Below are 16741 nucleotides of genomic sequence, written 5' to 3' on the forward strand. Positions count from 1 at the left end.
CTGCCAAGGGCCGGAAGGCCCTTGGAACCCCTGAGTCGGCAGGCTGCACCTGCGCGCTCCAAACTCATGGTTTCCAAAGGCCCTTCGGCCTTTGGCGGGGTGAGCCCGAGAGGGGCGGCGCCCCTCTCGGAGGGAGGTTGTCATGGGTGAATACTTCGACGCCCTGGAAACCCGCAGCGCCGACGAACGCGACGCCGCCCTCGCCGCCGCGCTGCCGCGCCAGGTCGCGCATGCCAAGGCGAGCACGCCGCACTATGCGCGCCTGCTGGCGGATGCCGATCCCACCACGCCGCTCGCCATGCTGCCCGTCACCCGCAAATCTGCCCTCATCGCCCGGCAGGCCAGCGATCCGCCCTTCGGCGGCGTCGTCGCCGCGCCCTTCGCCTCGCTGGCGCGCGTCTTCGCCTCCCCGGGCCCGCTGCACGAGCCGGAGGGCGCCGGCCCGGATTACTGGCGCTATGCCCGCGCCCTCTTCGCCACCGGCCTCCGCGGCGGCGAGCTGCTGCATAATTGCTTCGCCTACCACTTCACCCCGGCCGGCAGCATGCTGGAAGGCGGCGCCCGCGCGCTTGGCTGCCCGGTCTTCCCCGCCGGCACCGGCAATACGGAGGCCCAGGCCCGCGCCGCCGCCCAGCTTCGCCCGCGCTGCTACAGCGGCACGCCGGATTTCCTGAAGACCGTCCTGGAGAAGGGCGACGAGCTCGGCCTCGACCTCTCCTCGCTCAGGCTCGGCCATGTCACCGGCGGCGCCTACCTGCCCAGCCTGCGGGAATGGTATGCGGCGCGCGGGCTGACGGTGCTGCAAAGCTACGGCACCGCCGATCTCGGCCTCATCGCCTATGAGAGCGAGGCGCGCGAGGGCCTCATCCTCGACGAGAGCATCATCCTCGAAATCGTCCGGCCCGGCACCGGGGAGCCGGTGCCCGATGGGGAGGTGGGGGAGGTGGTCGTCACCACCCTCAACCCCGTCCATCCGCTCATCCGCTTCGCCACCGGCGACCTCTCCGCCATCCTCCCCGGCACCTCGCCCTGCGGCCGCACCAACCGGCGCATCCGCGGCTGGATGGGCCGCGCCGACCAGGCGGCGAAGGTGCGCGGCATGTTCGTCCGGCCGGAGCAGGTGGCGGAGCTGCTGCGCGCCGTCTCCGGCGTCACCAAGGCCCGCCTCGTCATCGCCCTGGAGGGCGAGCGCGACACCATGACGCTGCGCGCCGAGGCCGCCGCGGCGGATGAAGCGCTGGTGGAACGCCTCGGCCTCGCCCTGCAATCCGTCACGCGCCTGCGCGGCGTGGTGGAGCTCGTCCCGCCCGGCAGCCTGCCGAATGACGGCAAGGTCATCGACGACACCCGCCCGGTCGCCGCCTGATGCTGCCCGCCGGCGACAGCTACGATTCCGTCCGCGCCGCCTTCCGCTGGCAGATCCCGTCGCGCTTCAATATCGGCGTGGCCTGCTGCGATGCCTGGGCGGATGGCAGCAACCGCCTGGCCCTGCTGCATCTCCGCGCCGATGGCCGGCTGGAGCCACTGAGCTTCGACGCGCTGAAAGCCGCCTCCAACCGCCTCGCCAATGCGCTGCGCGCCCAGGGCATCGCGCGCGGGGACCGCATCGGCGTGCTGTTGCCGCAGGTGCCGGAAGCCGCCATCGCGCATCTCGCCGCCTACAAGCTCGGCGCCATCGCCGTGCCGCTCTTCCAGCTCTTCGGCGAGGATGCGCTGGAATACCGGCTGCGGGATTGCGGCGCCGCCGCCCTCGTCACGGACGCCACCGGCCTCGCCAAGCTGGCCGCCATCCGCGCCCGCCTGCCGGCGCTGCGCCTCATTCTCTCCGCCGATGGCGCGGCGGAGGGCGCGCTGGACCTGCACGGCCTGATGGCCTGCGCCAGCGACGCCTTCACCCCGGTGGATACCGCGGCCGACGACCCGGCGCTCATCATCTACACCTCCGGCACCACCGGCGCGCCGAAGGGGGCCCTGCATGCGCATCGCGTGCTGCTCGGTCATCTGCCGGGGGTGGAGATGCCGCAGGAGCTGTTCCCCAAGCCCGGCGACCTGTTCTGGACACCGGCCGACTGGGCCTGGATCGGCGGGTTGCTGGACGTGCTGCTGCCCAGCCTGTTCCATGGCGTGCCGGTGCTGGCGCATCGCATGGCAAAATTCGACCCCGATTTCGCCTTCCGCCTGATGGCGGAGCACGGCGTGCGCAACGCCTTCCTGCCGCCCACCGCGCTGAAGCTACTGCGCGGCGCCCCGCCGGCCCCCGGGCTGCGGCTGCGCAGCATCGGCAGCGGCGGGGAGACGCTGGGGGCGGAGCTGCTGGATTGGGGGCGCGCCACCTTCGGCTGCGCCATCAACGAATTCTACGGCCAGACGGAATGCAATTTGGTCGTCAGCAATTGCTCGACGCTCATGCCCATCCGCCCTGGCCGCATGGGCCGTCCCGTGCCGGGGCATGCGGTGGCGGTGCTCGACGCCGCCGGCCGCCCCCTGCCGCCGGGCGAGGCCGGCACCGTCGCCATCCGCCGCCCGGACCCGGTGATGTTCCTCGGCTATTGGAACAATCCGGAGGCCACCGCGGCGAAGTTCATCGGCGACTGGCTCCTCACCGGCGACCAGGCGGTGCTGGAGGAGGATGGCTATCTCCGCTTCCTCGGCCGGGATGACGATGTCATCACCTCCGCCGGCTACCGCATCGGCCCGGGGGAGATCGAGGATTGCCTGACGGCGCACCCGGCGGTGGCGATGGCGGCGGTGATCGGCCTGCCTGACGCGCTGCGGACGGAAATCGTCACCGCAATCATCGTGCCGAAGCCTGGCATCGTGCCGGATGCGGCGCTGGCGGCCGAGCTGCAGGCGCATGTGCGGCAGCGCGTCGCCGGCCATGCCTATCCGCGTCGGGTGGAGTTCGTGGAGGCGCTGCCGCTGACCGCGACGGGCAAGATCATGCGTGGGGCGCTGCGGCGGCAATTCTCGGGGGGCGCTGCCCCCTGAAACCCCCGCCGGCCCCCGGTGTGAGTCGGCAGGCTGAACCGGCAGACTCGCACCGGGGTCCGGGGGGTGGTCCACCCCCCGGCGGAGGTGCAGGAGGCAGCGCCTCCTGCCGGGGCTCCGGGGGCGGAGCCCCCGGACTCGCCCCACGCCGAAATCGGTGCAGAATGCGGAAAACCGCGGGGGGGAACACGGCGTGGCCGAGATGCACTCATCTTCCTTGCTGGCCGCCGCGCGGCGCCTCGCCCCCCTGGTCCGCGCCGCCGCGCCCGAGGCCGAGCGCCTCCGCCGCTGCCCGCCCGACCTGGCCCAGGCCCTGACCGAGGCCGGCCTCTTCCAACTCTATCTCCCCCGCGCCCTGGGCGGGCCGGAGCTCGCGCCGCTCGAGGCCTTCGAGGTGGTGGAGGAGATCTCCCGCGCCGATGGCTCGGTCGGCTGGTGCCTCATGCTGGCCGCCGCCATGTCGCTGAACGTCGCCCGCCTGCCGCTGGAGGCGGGGCGGGAGCTGGCCGGCACGCCCGCCGATTACCGCGGCGCCGGCTCCGCCCGCTCCGGCGGCCGCGCCGTCGCGGTGCCGGGCGGGTATCGCGTCACCGGCCGCTGGAATTTCGCCAGCGGCATCGACCATGCGCGCTGGCTCTACGCCACCTGCACCGAGATGGCGGGCGAGGCGCCGCGCCTGACCGCCGCCGGCAAGCCGCAGCTTCGCGCCCTCTGGATTCCGAAGGCGCAGGTCACGGTGATCGACACCTGGCATGTGATGGGCATGCGCGGCACCGGCAGCCAGGATGTCGCGGTGGAGGATGTCTTCGTCCCCGCGCATCTCAGTACCCCGTCGGATGCGCCGCCGGCGCTGACCACGCCACTCTACCACCCGCGCGCCTGGCAATGCGTCACCTGGACCGTCTCCGCCGCCAATGCCCTTGGCATCGCCCGCGGTGCCATCGAGGCACTGATGGCGCTGGCCGGCAGCGAAGCCTCCACCATGAACACCCAGCTCCTGCGTGACCGTCCCGCGGTGCAGGCCCGGCTGGGGGAGGCGGAGGCGATCGTGCAGGCGGCGCGGGCCTATGTGGTTGCCGCCATCGGCCGGCTCTGGGCGGTGGTGAGCGAAGGGCGGGACCCGGGCGATGCCGAGATCGCCCAGGCGCGGCTGGCCATCACCCACGCCATGCATGAATCGGTGCGGGCGGTGGACAAGCTGTTCCACGTCGCCGGGACCAATGCCATCTATGCCAGCCTGCCGCTGGAGCGCGCCTTCCGCGACCTGCATGTGGTGGTGCAGCACGGCGCCGCGCTGCCGCAGTATTTCGAGAGCGCGGGCAAGGTGCTGCTTGGCCTGCGGCCGAGCGATCCGGGCTGGTAGGGCGCCACGCGGCTGCACGAGATGGCCCGCGCGGCGCAGAGACGGCCGTGACGCTGGGCCGCCCCAGGCGCTGCGCATGATCGGCGGCGCCCAGGCCGTGGCGGGGTTGCGCATGACAGCCAGCGGGGCAGCGGCGGGCGCCGCCGCCAGAATCCGTCCTCGCAATGCCTTGCCGGGACAATACTCGCGGATTCGTGATAATATTAGAAGAAGTCGGGAAAAATTACACCTCGACCTTCTCACGGGGAGGCGAGGCATAACTACAGTAATTTAGGATCTGGTATCAGAATTGCTCCTCTCCCCGCGGTGGCGACATGCCACCGGATCGCGAGGAGAACATCATGAAGTCTTGTACCAACTGGCTCGCGGCAGGGCTCTTTGCCGCCGTCGCAGCAATCGCCACGCCGAGCGCCGCGGACATCATCCCCTTCGCGGACACCATCAGCGGCGGGCCGCATGGCCATCTGATCGTGCAGGGCACGCCCTTCAGCTACACGCACAACATCAATGACAGCATCGACATCGTCACCGACACCATCGCGGAGGCCAAGCTGGCCATCGTCCTGCAGGATCAGGGCGGGGGCGAACGCGTCGAGGTGCGCTTCAACCTCGGCAGCTTCCTCGCCTTCGCCAACAACGTTTCGAACCCCGGCCAGACCTTCAACTTCGACCTCGGCACCCTGGCCGGCAGCATCATCGTGGCGCTGCAGCAGACGGGCCTGCTCGACGTGACGCTCCAGGTTCTGGGGCAGGGGGGCCAGACCAACGCGGATGTCCTGTTCTCCAGCTCCACGCTGACCGGCTTCGCCGAGCGGGTCAGCGTGCCGGAGCCAGCCTCGCTCGCCCTGCTGGGCGCCGGCCTGCTCGCCCTCGGCGTCGGCAGCCGCTGGCGGAGGCCGGCCGCCACCGGGCCGGCGCTGTCCAGCGCCGACTGAAGCCAGGGACGAGCGTCGTCATGGCGTGGCCTCGCGCGGTCGGCTGCAGGGCCGCACTGGCCGGGCGCCCTCGACGCAACCGAGCTGGCGGCGCCGGCATGCGGCACCGCGCCGGAGATGCGGCGCATCCTGCAGGCAGGAGGCCAGAATGGCCTCCGGCGCCTTCCCTTCCGCAGCAGGACATCCGACCGGTGACGTCACTGGGCCGGCCGTTGTTGGCCTAGAGCGTTTTCGGTTTACATGCGGGCACCGAAAGCGATCTACGCCTTTGTTTGCAGAGCAGATTCACGCCTTCGGGCGATGCCGCCCTACGGCGATCTGCTCTAGCCCGCCTGCCACTCCTTCACCGCCTGTACGGGCCAGAGCAGCATCAGCACGTTCAGCGTCAGGTTGTCACGGATCGCCACCAGCGCCAGCAGCTCCAGCCCCACAGCCAGCGCCACCGCGGCCCGGACGGGCAGCCGCGCCGCCAGCGCGAAGCCGGCCAGGGTGAACAGCATGTCGAAGACGGAGTTCAGCACGCTGTCGCCCTCATAGCCCTGGGCGATAGTCCCCGCGCGGTAGCGCTCGATCACCCAGGGGCTGTTCTCCACCAGCTCCCAGGCGATCTCGACGCCGAGCGCGATGAGCGCCCGCGCACCGAGGGAGAGCCGCGGCGCCAGCCAGGAGAGCGCGGCGTAGAAGAGCAGCCCATGGACGATGTGGGAGGGCGTGTACCAATCCGCGATGTGCTGGGAATTCTCCGGCCCCAGCGCATCGCCTTCCCACAGCTTCACCGTGCCGCAGCGGCAGATGGCCGGCCGGCCCATGGCGCGCTCCAGCCGCGCCGCGGCGGCCAGCAGCAGCAGGCCGGGGAAGAGGTAGCGCAGCCGGTGCCGCAGGATAGCCGCGGGGCCCCGCCAGCGCCTCACGCCGCGCGCAGCACCCGCCCGGCCACCGCATCCAGCTTCTGCAGCAGCGCCGGGTCGCGCTTCTCCGGCGCGGTGATGATGGCATGGTCCAGCGCCCGGTCGCAGCCGGCGGGGCAAAGGCCGCGTGGCTTGCCCAGCTCCGGCACCACCGCCTTCACCAGTGCCTTCGCCTTGTCGGCATTGCCGAGCAGCACCTTCACCACCTGGTCCACCGTCACATGGTCATGGTCGGGGTGCCAGCAATCGAAGTCGGTCACCATGGCGACCGTCGCGTAGCAGAGCTCCGCCTCCCGGGCGAGCTTCGCCTCCGGCATGTTGGTCATGCCGATGACGCTGCAGCCCCACTGCCGGTACAGCTCGCTCTCCGCCTTGGTGGAGAATTGCGGGCCCTCCATGACGAGATAGGTGCCGCCCCGCGTCACCGGCAGGCCGAGCCCCCTGGCCGCGCCCTCCAGCGCATCGCCGAGCCGCGGGCAGACCGGATGGGCGACCGAGACATGCGCGACACAGCCCGTGCCGAAGAAGCTCTTCTCCCGGGCGAAGGTGCGGTCGATGAACTGGTCCACGATGACGAAATGGCCGGGCGGGAGATCCTCCCGCAGCGAGCCGACGGCGGAGAGGGAGAGGATCTCGGTGACGCCGGCGCGCTTCAGCGCGTCGATATTGGCGCGGTAGTTCAGGGCGGAGGGCGGCGTCGGATGGCCGCGGCCGTGGCGCGGCAGGAAGACGCAGCGCACCCCGGCCAGCCGGCCGAAGAGCAGCTCATCCGAGGGCTCGCCCCAGGGGGTGAAGACGCGGCGCCATTCCCGCTCCTCGAGGCCGTCGATGTCGTAGAGGCCGGAGCCGCCGATCAGGCCGATGACGGGTTCGATAAGCTCTGGCATGGCATGCTCCTGCGACGATCGGGGTGCTTCTAGAGCAGATATGGCCCCGATGCAGCAGGAGGCGAGGATGCAGGGGGACGCGGCGCCACGGGTCAGCGTGCTGATGACCACCTGGAACGGCGCCGCGAGCATCCGGGCCAGCATCGCCAGCATCCTCGGCCAGAGCTGTCCGGACTTCGAGCTGGTGGTGGTGGATGACGGCTCCACCGACGGCACGGCGGAGATCCTGGCGGGGATCGGCGATCCGCGGCTGCGCGTGCTGCGGCCGGGGCGCAACCTCGGCATCGTCGGCGCCCGCAACCATGGCTTCGCCGCCTGTCGGGGAGAGTATCTGGCGGTGCTGGACCATGACGATCTGGCGCATCCGGCGCGGCTGGCGCGGCAGCTGGCGCATCTGGAGGCGCATCCGGAGATCGCCTTCCTCGGCACCGCGGTGGAGATCATGGCGGCGGATGGCCGGCGGCGAGAGGCGGAGGCGCCGCCGGGGCGGACGCCGCTGCTGCTGCGCTGGGCGCTGCTGGTGGACAACCCCTTCACCTGGTCATCCATGATGTTCCGCATGGCGGCGCTGCGGCGTCTGACCGTCTTCCTGCGGCCGGAGGCGGAGTATGCGGATGATTTCGACCTCTATCACCGCCTGCTGGCGGCGGGGGAGCCGGGGCGGCTGGCGGAGGTGCTGACGACCTATCGCTGGCACGCCACCAACACCACCCACGCGGCGGCGGCGGCGCTGACCGCACGGGCGGCGGCGGTGCTGGCGGCCGCCTATCGTCCCTGGCTGGGGGAGGGGGCGGAGGCAGCGGCGCGGCTGGCGGTGCGCCACCTCTCCGACCGCAAGCCGGTGCGGGAGGCCACGACCCTGCTGGCGCTGGGGGAGGTGCTGGAAGCGCTGCTGGCAGGGTTCGCGGCCGGGCTGGCGCCGGCGGATCGCGCCGCGGTGACGCAGGCGGCCGGCCGGCTCTGGTGGCGCGTGGTGCGGGCGGCGGCGCGGTCCGGCCAGCCCTGGCTGCTGCGGCACTGGCCGGCGGCGCCGGCGCTGGCGGCGGGGTTCCGGCCAGGGGCAGGGGAGGTGACGGCCGCCGCGGCCATCGGCCTATTGCGCGCGCTGCGCCGCCCGGGCTGAGCGCTGCCATCCCGTCGGCCGGCGGGGGCCTGCTTTCGCCGTCTGCGGCGCGCAGACGCTGCGCAGCGCGCTGCCGTCGAAGGCGACCTTCCGGCCTTGGGTGGCCTAGCCGGCCGGGGCAGCCAGGGTGGCGGCAGCGGCAAGGGCAAGGCATCCTGCCGGGAAAAGGAGTCCCGATGCCCCGCTCTCTCGCTCTCTGCCTGCTGATCCTGGGCATCGCCCTGGCCGCCTGCGGTGCCGTCGGGCCATCCCCGGCCGGCGACCGCATCGAACGCGGCACCGCCCTGCCGCCGCCCGGCCTGGACGCGCCGCCGCGGAACTGAGGCGCACCGCCGCGCCGCGCCGAAACGCGAAACGGCCGCCCACCGGGGCGGCCGCTTCCAGACATCCAGGGGCCAGGACCGCTCCTCGTCACGCGGGCGAACGGGGCCGGGGCGGCCGCCATTCCCCCGCGCGGCGGGGGTCAGTGCACGTCAGCCCAGACCTTGCGCTTCACGCTGTAGGCCAGGCCCGCCAGGATGACCAGGAAGACGATGATCTTCACGCCCATCGCCTTGCGCTGCTCCAGCTCCGGCTCGGCCGTCCAGGCGAGGAACTGCACCACATCGTTCACCATCTGATCGACGGTCGCCTTGGTGCCGTCATGGAACTCCACCTGGCCCTCGCCGGTCAGGGGCGGCGCCATGGCGATCTGATGGCCCGGGAAGTACTTGTTGTAGTTCATCCCCGGCATCAGGGTCACGCCGGCCGGCGGCTCGGCATAGCCGGTCAGCAGGGCGTGGATGTAGTCCGCGCCATTCTCCCGCGCCTTGACGATGACGGAGAGATCCGGCGGCAGCGCGCCATTATTCGCCGCCCGTGCCGCCCGCTCATTCGCGAAGGGGCTGCGGAAGCGGTCCGAGGGCCGGCCCGGCCGCTCGAACATCTCGCCCTCGTCATTCGGCCCGTCCTGCACCTGCACCGTCGCCGCGATGGCCCGCACCTCGGCATCCGAGAGGCCGAGCTCGCGCAGGTTGCGGTAGGACATCAGGTGCATGGAATGGCAGTTGGCGCAGACCTCCTTGTAGACCTGGAAGCCCCGCTGCGCCGAGGCGCGGTCGAAATGGCCGAAGATCCCGTCGAAGGAGAAGCGGGTGTTCGGGACCTCCACCCCTTCCCCGGCGGCGAGGGCCGGGCCGCCGGCGAGCAGGCCGGCGGCGAGGAAGAAGGCCTTGAGGCTGGTCAGGCGGCGCATGTCAGGCCTTCTCCATCGGCTTGCTCATGGCCCCGGCCGGCAGCGGCCCACCGCCGCGCAGCACGGGACGGGCGATGCTCTCCGGCAGCGGCAGCGGCCGCTCCAGCCGCCCGAGCAGCGGCAGGATCACCAGGAAGTAGGCGAAGTAGTAGAGCGTGGCGATCCGGGCGATCGTCACGAAGGGCTCGTCCGGCGGCTTGCCGCCGCAGTAGAGCAGGGTGAGGAAGGCCACCAGCCAGATCAGCAGCGCGATGCGCGCCAGCGGCCGGAAGCGCATCGACCGCACCGGAGAGGTGTCCAGCCAGGGCAGGACGAACAGGACGGCGATCGAGCCGAACATCATCAGCACGCCGCCGAGCTTGTTCGGGACCGCGCGCAGGATGGCGTAGAAGGGCAGGAAGTACCATTCCGGCACGATGTGCGGCGGCGTCACCAGCGGGTTGGCCGGGATGTAGTTGTCCGGGTGGCCCAGCATGTTCGGGAAGAAGAACACCAGCACGGCGAAGACGATGAAGTACACCACCAGGCCGACGCTGTCCTTCGCGGTGTAGTAGGGATGGAAGGGCAGGGTGTCCTGCGGCCCCTTTGGGTCGATGCCGAGCGGGTTGTTGGAGCCGGTGATGTGCAGCGCGGCCACGTGCAGGAAGACCACGCCGAAGATCACGAAGGGCAGCAGGTAGTGCAGGCTGAAGAAGCGGTTGAGCGTCGGGTTGTCCACGCTGAACCCGCCCCACAGCCAGGTGACGATATGCTCGCCCACCAGCGGGAAGGCGCTGAACAGGTTGGTGATGACGGTGGCGCCCCAGAAGGACATCTGGCCCCAGGGCAGCACGTAGCCCATGAAGGCGGTGGCCATCATCAGCAGGAAGATCACCACGCCGAGCATCCAGAGCAGCTCGCGCGGCGCCTTGTAGGACCCGTAGTAGAGGCCGCGCCAGATATGCACATAGACCACGATGAAGAACATCGAGGCGCCGTTGGCGTGCACGTAGCGCAGCAGCCAGCCGTAATTCACGTCGCGCATGATCCGCTCGACGCTGTCGAAGGCCATGCTCACATGCGCGGTGTAGTGCATCGAGAGGAAGATGCCGGTCGCGATCATGATCAGCAGATTGACCATCGCGAGGGCGCCGAAATTCCAGAAGTAGTTGAAATTCCGGGGAGTCGGGAAGGTCCCGTACTCCTTCTGCATCATTGAGATGACGGGAAGGCGCGCGTCGATCCAGCGCAGGACCGGATTGGCGACGTCGCTGTTGTGCAGGCCGCTTGCCATGGGGTGCTCCTCAGCCGACCCGGATCTGCGTGTCGGAGGTGAAGGTGTAGTCGGGCACCAGCAGGTTGGCCGGCGCCGGACCCTTCCGGATGCGGCCGGAGGTGTCGTAGTGGCTGCCATGGCAGGGGCAGAACCAGCCACCGTAGTCGCCGCGCGGGTCGGTTGGCTTCTGGCCCAGCGGCACGCAGCCGAGATGGGTGCAGACGCCGACCAGGATCAGCCAATTGTCCTTCTTCACCCGGGACTGGTCGGTGGCCGGGTCCCGCAGCTCGGAGAGCGGGACGTCGCGGGCCTCCTTGATCTCCTCCGCGGTGCGGTTGCGGACGAAGACCGGCTTGCCGCGCCACATGACGGTGACGGCAGAGCCGGTGGCGATGGGGCTCAGATCCACCTCGGTGGTCGAAAGCGCCAGCACGTCCCGCGCCGGGTTCATCGAGCTGATGAAGGGCCAGACCACCGCGCCGACCCCGACCGCGGCGAAGGCGCCGGTCACCAACTGCAGGAAGTCCCTGCGGGTTTCGCCGTCCTGCGGCGCCGTATGCGCCATACTTTCGGCCATGCCTCATCGTCCCTGGGTCGCGGCCTGGGCCCATCCCCCTGGCGGGGATGGGCGGGCCGAAGGTGGTGCGGCGGCGGGGCGGCAAGGGCACGCATGGCCCTGCGCCATCCCGCGGCGCCGCGGCGCATATAAAGCCACGCTCCGCAGGGTGGCAATCCGCCCGGGATGCAATCAGGATCGGCAAAGCAGGAGGATGGCTTGCCCGACACGATTACCCCCGCCGACCACCCCTATGCCGCCCCCGCCCGCGCCTGGTTCGAGAGCCTGCGGGACCGCATCTGCGCCGCCTTCGAGGCGATCGAGGATTCGCTCGATTCGGGCGCGCATGCCGCCCTGCCGCCCGGGCGGTTCGAACGGATGCCCTGGACCCGCCCCCAAGGCGGCGGCGGCGTCATCGGCCTGATGCGCGGCCGGGTCTTCGAGAAGGTGGGGGTGAACGTCTCCACCGTGCATGGCGAGTTCTCTCCGGATTTCCGCAAGCAGATCCCGGGGGCGGAGGCCGATCCCCGCTTCTTCGCCACCGGCATCTCCCTGGTGGCGCATATGCGCAGCCCCCGCGTGCCGGCGGCGCATTTCAACACCCGCTTCCTGGTCACCAGCCGGCCCTGGTTCGGCGGCGGTGGGGACATCACGCCGATGAACCTGACGGCGCCCGAGTCGCTGGCCGATGCCGCCCGCTTCCACGCCGCCTTCCAGGCCGCCTGCGACCGGCACGACCCCGGCTACTACCCCCGCTTCAAGACCTGGTGCGACGAGTATTTCTACCTGCCGCACCGGGGCGAGGCGCGCGGCCTCGGCGGCATCTTCTTCGACTGGCTGGGGGACCGGACGCCGGGGCAGGGGATCGAGAACGACTTCGCCTTCGTCCAGGATGTCGGCCGGGCCTTCCTGGAGGTGTACCCCGCCATCATCCGCGACCGGATGCACGAGCCCTGGACGGAGGCGGAACGGGAACACCAGCTCATCCGCCGCGGCCGCTATGTGGAGTTCAACCTGCTGCACGACCGGGGGACGCTGTTCGGCCTGAAAACCGGCGGCAATGTGGACGCCATCCTGATGTCCATGCCGCCGGAGGCCAAGTGGCCCTAGCCGGGTGTTGAGGGGGAGCGCCGCTCCCCCTCGAGCTCCCCCTCGCCAAGGGCCGAAGGGCCCTTGGAACCCTTGAGTTATCGCCGCCCGGAGGGCTTCGGATGGCGATTGAGACTCAGACCGGGGTCCGGGGACCGGTCCGGTCCCCGGCGGGGAGAGCCCGAGAGGGGCGGCGCCCCGCTCGGCACCCACTTTGACACCCGCCCCGCACCATGGCGCCATGTTGCGAACAGCTCCGGAGGCGGCATGGTGGACAAGCGGATCAATTGGCCGAACGGTGCCCAATGCGCCGTCATGCTGACCTTCGATTTCGACGCCGAGACCCTCTGGACCGCCCGCGACCCGAAGGACGCGCATCGTCCCGGCGTGCTCAGCCAGGGCCGCTACGGCGCCAAGGTCGGCGTGCCGAAGATCCTGGAGACGCTGGAGGAGGCCGGCCTCAAGGCCACCTTCTTCATCCCCGGCTGGACCGCCGAGAACCACCCCGCCCCCTGCGAGGCCATCCTGCAGGCCGGGCATGAGATCGGCCATCACTCCTATTCCCATCGCTGGGTCGCGGACAGCCCGGAGCATGAGACGGAGGAGATGGAGAAGGGGCTGGCGGCGCTGAAGAGCCGCCTCGGCGTGGTGCCGAAGGGCTACCGGTCGCCGGCCGGCGAGGTCAGCGAGAACCTCTTCCGCCTGCTGACGCAGCACGGCTTCCTCTACGACAGCTCGCTGCTCGACGACATCAACCCCTACCGCCACACCCTGGCGGATGGCTCCCGCGGCCCCATCGAGCTGCCCTGGCACTGGAGCCTGGACGACGCGCCCTATGCCCTGTTCTCGGTGGCCAGCCCCCGCCCGATCTTCCCCAACTCCCACATGCTGGAGGTCTGGCAGGAGGAGTTCCGGGAGATCCATCGCTGGGGCGGGCTCTACGACATCGTCTTCCACCCCCAGATCTCCGGCCGTCCCAGCCGCATCGCCCTGCTGCGGCAGTTGATCGCCTGGATCCGGACCTTCCCAGGGGTATGGTTCGCCACCGGGGCCGAGGTGGCCGAGGCCTGGTCCGCAGCGCATGAGGTGACGGTATGAGCGGCAGCTACGATCCCACGGGCTTCCGCCCCCTGACCTTCCACGACGCGGTGCCCGGCTTCCGCGACGGCAGGGACACGCCCCGCGCCTATCTGGAACGCTGCCTCGGCGTGATCGAGGCGAAGGAGCCGGTGGTCCGCGCCTGGGTCACGCTGAACGTCGAGGGCGCCCGCGCCGCCGCCGATGCCGCCACGGCACGGTACAGGGAGGGCCGGCCGCTCTCCCCCATCGACGGCATGCCGATCGGCATCAAGGATTTGATCCTGACGCAGGACATGCCGACCGAAATGGGCAGCCCGCTCTACAAGGGCTACAATCCGGGCACGGACAGCGCCGCCATCCAGGCGCTGCGCCAGGCCGGCGCCGTCATCCTCGGCAAGACGGTGACGACCGAGCTCGGCATGTCGCATCCCGGCCCGACCACCAACCCCTTCCACCCGGCGCATACCCCGGGCGGCTCCTCCTCGGGCTCGGCCGCCGTCATCGGCGCCGGCATGGTGCCGGCCGCCATCGGCACCCAGGTGGTGGGTTCCATTATCCGCCCCGCCGGCTTCTGCGCCAACCACGCCATCAAGCCGACCTATGGCGCGCTGAACCGGGGCGAACGCCAGGGCTTCTCCCAGAGCCATTTCGGCGTCCATGCCGGCAGCCAGCGCGACATGTGGCAGGTGGCCTGGGAGATCTCCCAGCGCGCCGGCGGCGATCCCGGCCATCCCGGCCTGTTCGGCGAGCCCCTCCCACGCCCGCCGGCGAAGCCGCAGCGCCTGGTGCTGATGGAGAGCGAGGGCTGGAAGCTGCTGGACAGCGCGACGCTTGGCGGCTTCGAGACCTTGCTCGGCCGGCTGCGCGACGCCGGCGTCGAGATCCTGACGCGCCGGGACAGCCCGCTGATCGAGGCCTTCGAGCAGGCCATCGGCCGCTCGCTCGAGATCTGCCGCGACGTCTGCGGCTTCGAGCAGCGCTGGACGCTGGAGAACCTGGCCGCCAAGCACCGCGAGGGCTTGAGCGACAGCATCTATTCCCGCCTGGTCCTGGCGCGGGAGATGACGCTGGACGACTACCGCGCCGTGCTGCTGCAGCGGGAGCTCGCCCGCCGCGCCTTCGCCGCCATCGGCGGGCTGGCGGATGGCGTCATCAGCCTCTCCTCGGTCGGCCCGGCGCCGCGCGCCGACAACCAGGCGAAGGACAGCGGCATCACCCACACCACCGGCCTGCCGGCCTTCAACGCGCCCAGCTCCGTGCTCGGCGCCCCGGCCATCACCGTGCCGCTGATGGCGGTGGGCGGGCTGCCGGTGGGGGTGCAGGTGATGGGCCAGCCGCATGCGGATGCGCCGCTCACCGGCCTCGCCGCCTGGCTGGCGCAGCATGTGCCGCCGGTGGTGGTGGCGTGAACCCGCTGCTGGGCGGCGGCAATCGCCTCAAGCTCGGCATCTTCGGCACCAACGGCAAGGGCGGCGCCCAGACGCTGGTGCCGGAAGCCTACCGCCCCACCTGGCAGGCGGCGGTGGAGACGGCGCAGCTGGCGGACGCCGCCGGCTTCGAGGCGATCGTCGCCTATGCCCGCTGGAAGGGCTACGGCGCCCTGCCGCCGGACCACCCGAGCGGCGTGGTGCTGGACCCCTTCACCTTCGCCGCCGGCATCGCCCAGGCGACGCGGCACGCCGCCATCTTCGCCACCTCCCACGCCCCCACCATCCATCCCATCGTCGCGGCGAAGATGGGCGCCACCATCGACATCATCTCCGGCGGCCGCTTCGGGCTGAACGTCGTCGGCGGCTGGAACCGGCCGGAGCTGGAGATGTTCGGCGCCCCGCTGCGCGAGCACGATGAGCGCTACGACCATCTGGAGGAATGGCTGCTGCTGGTGGAGCGGCTGTGGCGGGAGGAGGCGGAATTCGACTTCGCCGGCCGCTTCTTCCAGGTGGTCCGCGGCGCCTCCATGCCGAAGCCGCTGCAGCGCCCGCGCCCGCCCATCATGAATGCCGGCGGCTCCGGCCGCGGCATGCGCTTCGCCGCGCAGCACGCCGATATGTGCTTCATCATCCTGAAATCCGACCACCCGGAGGACAGCGCGCCGCAGATCGCCGAATACAAGCGCCTGGCGCGGGAGGAATACGGGCGGGAGGTGCAGGTCTGGACCTACGCCCCGGTGGTGCAGCGGGACACGCATGCGGAGGCCGAGGCCTATCTGCATCGCTATGCCGTGGAATACGAGGACACCGCCTGCCTCGACCAATGGACCGCCGGGCTGGCGGCGGAGACGCGCATCCTCGACCCGGCGAAGGCCAGGGAATTCCGCATGCGCTTCGCCGCCGGGGCCGGCGGCTCCATCCTGCTCGGCACGGCGGAGGACATCGCGGCGCAGCTCCAGGGCTATGCCGAGGCGGGGCTGGATGGCGCGCTGCTGACCTGGGTGGATTTCCATGACGGGCTGCGCCGCTTCACCGCCGGGGTCATGCCCCTGCTGGAAGCGCGCGGCCTGCGCCAGCCTTTCAAGGGAGATTCGTGATGGCGCAGCGGGTGGCGATCCTCTCCGGCGGGGCCGGGGAGCTGGGGCGGGCGCTGGTGGCGGAGCTGCTGCGGCAGGGCTACGCGGTGATGGCCACCGACAGCAACGACAAGGCGCTGGAGGCGCTGGCCGCCGCCCATCCCGAAGCCGGCGACCGCTTGGCCACCCGCGTCACGGACGCCACCGACCAGGCCCAGGTGGAAGCGGCAGTGGCGGAGGCGCTCTCCCGCTTCGGCCGCATCGATGCACTGGCCAATGTGGCGGGCGGCGCCGGCCCGGTGCGGGCGCGGCATGCGGATGAGATCGACCTGGAAGCCTGGACCCATGTCATCGACCTGAACCTGAAGAGCGCCTTCCTCTTCTCCCGCTCCGTGCTGCCGGCGATGCGGCGGCAGAAGCATGGGCGGATCGTGAACTTCTCCTCCAGCGCGGCGCGCGGCACCAAGGGCCCGCTGACCACCGTGACCGGACGGCTGCCCTACGCCACCTCCAAGGCGGCGCTGATCGGCATGACGGCGCAGATGGCCAAGGATCTGGCGGAGGAGGGGATCACGGTGAATGCGGTGATGCCCGGCCTCGTCCTCGGCGCCCAGGGCACCCGCATCCGCACCCGCTTCGAGGCGCTGACCGAGCCGGAGCGCGCCGGCATGATCGGCGGCATCCCCATGGGCCGCGCCGGCGTGCCGGAGGAAGTGGCGGCGGTGGTGGCGTTCCTGTTCTCGGAAGCGGCCAGCTACGTGTCGGGGGTGGCGTTGCCGATCGACGGGGCGGCGGCCTGAGGGGGAGCCCTGCTCCC

At 71.0% G+C, this 16741-nt stretch carries 16 protein-coding genes; 11 read left to right on the forward strand and 5 right to left on the reverse strand.

The features are described 5' to 3' along the window. The first annotated feature begins 142 nt into the window (after positions 1-142). The 4 genes from NJ376_RS16120 to NJ376_RS16135 all read left to right on the forward strand — a co-directional run bounded on the left by NJ376_RS16120 (position 143) and on the right by NJ376_RS16135 (position 5286). Positions 143-1366, forward strand: a complete 1224-nt coding sequence (locus NJ376_RS16120; RefSeq protein ID WP_252954310.1) for a phenylacetate--CoA ligase family protein — start codon at positions 143-145, stop codon at positions 1364-1366. After that, on the forward strand, positions 1366-2988 hold the full coding sequence (locus NJ376_RS16125) for an acyl-CoA synthetase (RefSeq protein ID WP_252954311.1): 1623 nt from the start codon (positions 1366-1368) through the stop codon (positions 2986-2988). The genes NJ376_RS16120 and NJ376_RS16125 overlap by 1 nt, the downstream gene beginning before the upstream one ends. A 202-nt stretch (positions 2989-3190) precedes the next feature. Further along, the gene (locus tag NJ376_RS16130) at positions 3191-4351 is read left to right on the forward strand and encodes an acyl-CoA dehydrogenase family protein (RefSeq protein ID WP_252954369.1); all 1161 of its coding nucleotides are present in this window, start codon (positions 3191-3193) and stop codon (positions 4349-4351) included. 341 nt (positions 4352-4692) lie between these two features. Then, on the forward strand, positions 4693-5286 hold the full coding sequence (locus tag NJ376_RS16135; protein WP_252954312.1) for a PEP-CTERM sorting domain-containing protein: 594 nt from the start codon (positions 4693-4695) through the stop codon (positions 5284-5286). A gap of 323 nt (positions 5287-5609) precedes the next feature. On the opposite strand, the gene NJ376_RS16140 is transcribed toward NJ376_RS16135, so the two are convergent. Next, positions 5610-6197, reverse strand: coding sequence for a DUF2585 domain-containing protein (locus NJ376_RS16140; protein ID WP_252954313.1), 588 nt, complete (start codon positions 6195-6197; stop codon positions 5610-5612). Continuing rightward, positions 6194-7081, reverse strand: coding sequence for an S-methyl-5'-thioadenosine phosphorylase (locus tag NJ376_RS16145; protein WP_252954314.1), 888 nt, complete (start codon positions 7079-7081; stop codon positions 6194-6196). Before NJ376_RS16145 ends, NJ376_RS16140 begins: the two co-directional genes overlap by 4 nt. Before the next feature lie 67 nt (positions 7082-7148). On the opposite strand from NJ376_RS16145, the gene NJ376_RS29000 reads away from it, so the two are divergent. Then, positions 7149-8204 carry a glycosyltransferase family 2 protein gene (locus tag NJ376_RS29000; RefSeq protein ID WP_305879988.1) on the forward strand — a complete coding sequence of 352 codons (1056 nt, stop codon included), beginning with the start codon at positions 7149-7151 and terminating at the stop codon, positions 8202-8204. A gap of 176 nt (positions 8205-8380) precedes the next feature. After that, positions 8381-8527 carry a hypothetical protein gene (locus NJ376_RS16155; protein WP_252954315.1) on the forward strand — a complete coding sequence of 49 codons (147 nt, stop codon included), beginning with the start codon at positions 8381-8383 and terminating at the stop codon, positions 8525-8527. 140 nt (positions 8528-8667) lie between these two features. Here NJ376_RS16155 and NJ376_RS16160 read toward each other — a convergent pair whose 3' ends face one another. Genes NJ376_RS16160 through petA form a run of 3 tightly spaced genes read right to left on the reverse strand, consistent with a single transcriptional unit; the run spans position 8668 to position 11270 of the window. Further along, the gene (locus tag NJ376_RS16160; protein ID WP_252954316.1) at positions 8668-9438 is read right to left on the reverse strand and encodes a cytochrome c1; all 771 of its coding nucleotides are present in this window, start codon (positions 9436-9438) and stop codon (positions 8668-8670) included. A gap of 1 nt (position 9439) precedes the next feature. After that, entirely contained in the window at positions 9440-10711 is a 1272-nt protein-coding gene (locus NJ376_RS16165) for a cytochrome b (protein ID WP_252954317.1), read from the reverse strand. Positions 10712-10721: 10 nt separating this feature from the next. Continuing rightward, positions 10722-11270, reverse strand: a complete 549-nt coding sequence (gene petA / locus NJ376_RS16170) for a ubiquinol-cytochrome c reductase iron-sulfur subunit (RefSeq protein ID WP_252954318.1) — start codon at positions 11268-11270, stop codon at positions 10722-10724. Between the two features lie 165 nt (positions 11271-11435). Between petA and hemF the strand changes: the two genes are divergently transcribed. The 5 genes from hemF (at position 11436) to NJ376_RS16195 (ending at position 16724) form a co-directional block, all read left to right on the forward strand. Beyond that, positions 11436-12359 carry an oxygen-dependent coproporphyrinogen oxidase gene (gene hemF / locus NJ376_RS16175; RefSeq protein ID WP_370288325.1) on the forward strand — a complete coding sequence of 308 codons (924 nt, stop codon included), beginning with the start codon at positions 11436-11438 and terminating at the stop codon, positions 12357-12359. Positions 12360-12605: 246 nt separating this feature from the next. Then, the gene (locus NJ376_RS16180; protein WP_252954320.1) at positions 12606-13436 is read left to right on the forward strand and encodes a polysaccharide deacetylase family protein; all 831 of its coding nucleotides are present in this window, start codon (positions 12606-12608) and stop codon (positions 13434-13436) included. Next, the gene (locus NJ376_RS16185) at positions 13433-14827 is read left to right on the forward strand and encodes an amidase (protein WP_252954321.1); all 1395 of its coding nucleotides are present in this window, start codon (positions 13433-13435) and stop codon (positions 14825-14827) included. The genes NJ376_RS16180 and NJ376_RS16185 overlap by 4 nt, the downstream gene beginning before the upstream one ends. Next, the gene (locus tag NJ376_RS16190) at positions 14824-15945 is read left to right on the forward strand and encodes an LLM class flavin-dependent oxidoreductase (protein WP_252954322.1); all 1122 of its coding nucleotides are present in this window, start codon (positions 14824-14826) and stop codon (positions 15943-15945) included. The genes NJ376_RS16185 and NJ376_RS16190 overlap by 4 nt, the downstream gene beginning before the upstream one ends. Then, the gene (locus NJ376_RS16195; RefSeq protein ID WP_252954323.1) at positions 15945-16724 is read left to right on the forward strand and encodes an SDR family NAD(P)-dependent oxidoreductase; all 780 of its coding nucleotides are present in this window, start codon (positions 15945-15947) and stop codon (positions 16722-16724) included. The genes NJ376_RS16190 and NJ376_RS16195 overlap by 1 nt, the downstream gene beginning before the upstream one ends. Positions 16725-16741 lie beyond the last annotated feature (17 nt).

The sequence above is a fragment of the Siccirubricoccus soli genome (genome assembly GCF_024178315.1).
Taxonomy (GTDB): domain Bacteria; phylum Pseudomonadota; class Alphaproteobacteria; order Acetobacterales; family Acetobacteraceae; genus Siccirubricoccus; species Siccirubricoccus soli.